This is a genomic window from Thermostichus sp. OS-CIW-32 (assembly GCF_054060415.1).
Genome location: NZ_JBSSDD010000029.1, coordinates 1 through 1,040, shown reverse-complemented (window position 1 = coordinate 1,040; position 1,040 = coordinate 1). Strand labels below are relative to the sequence as shown.

Here is a 1,040-nt window from a genome sequence, read left to right as displayed (position 1 = left end):
ACAAAAAAATCCCCCAGACCAAGCTGGGGGATCCACCAATGCTGTTGAAGCGTCAGGTCAGGCCATCAGCCACGCACCGCAGGCGCTACCTCCACCGCCGCCAAATCCAGCGGGAAATTGTGCGCATTCCGCTCGTGCATCACTTCCATCCCCAGGTTGGCACGGTTCAACACATCAGCCCACGTCCCAACCACTCGACCGTTGCTGTCCACAATCGACTGGTTGAAGTTGAACCCGTTCAGGTTGAACGCCATGATGCTGATCCCCAGCGCCGTAAACCAAATCCCAATCACCGGCCAAGCCGCCAGGAAAAAGTGCAGGCTCCGGCTGTTGTTGAACGACGCATACTGGAAAATCAACCGGCCAAAATACCCGTGCGCCGCCACAATGTTGTAGGTCTCTTCCTCTTGCCCAAACTTGTACCCCAGGTTCTGAGACTCCTCTTCCGAGGTCTCCCGAATCAGGCTCGAGGTCACCAGCGACCCGTGCATGGCACTAAACAGCGCACCCCCAAACACGCCAGCCACGCCCAGCTGGTGGAACGGGTGCATCAGGATGTTGTGCTCTGCCTGGAACACCAGCATGAAGTTGAAGGTCCCCGAAATCCCCAGGGGCATCCCATCCGAGAACGACCCCTGCCCAATCGGGTAAATCAAAAACACTGCTGTGGCCGCTGCCACGGGCGCAGAGTAAGCCACCGCAATCCAGGGCCGCATCCCCAAACGGTAGCTCAGCTCCCATTCGCGTCCCATGTAGCAGAACACCCCAATCAAAAAGTGCAGCACAATCAGCTGGTACGGACCGCCGTTGTACAGCCACTCGTCCAGTGAGGCGGCTTCCCAAATCGGGTAAAAGTGCAGGCCAATGGCTGCCGAAGAGGGCACTACAGCCCCAGAAATGATGTTGTTCCCGTACAGCAAGGAACCGGAAACGGGCTCGCGGATGCCGTCAATGTCCACCGGCGGAGCCCCAATGAAGGCGATGATAAAGCAGGTGGTGGCAGTCAGGAGGGTGGGAATCATCAGCACCCCAAACCAGCC

General features: G+C 58.2%; 1 protein-coding gene. It reads right to left on the bottom strand.

The features are described from left to right. Positions 1-65 precede the first annotated feature (65 nt). A partial coding sequence (gene psbA / locus ACVWY8_RS13785) for a photosystem II q(b) protein (RefSeq protein ID WP_457395671.1) occupies positions 66-1,040 on the bottom strand: 975 nt, incomplete at its 5' end.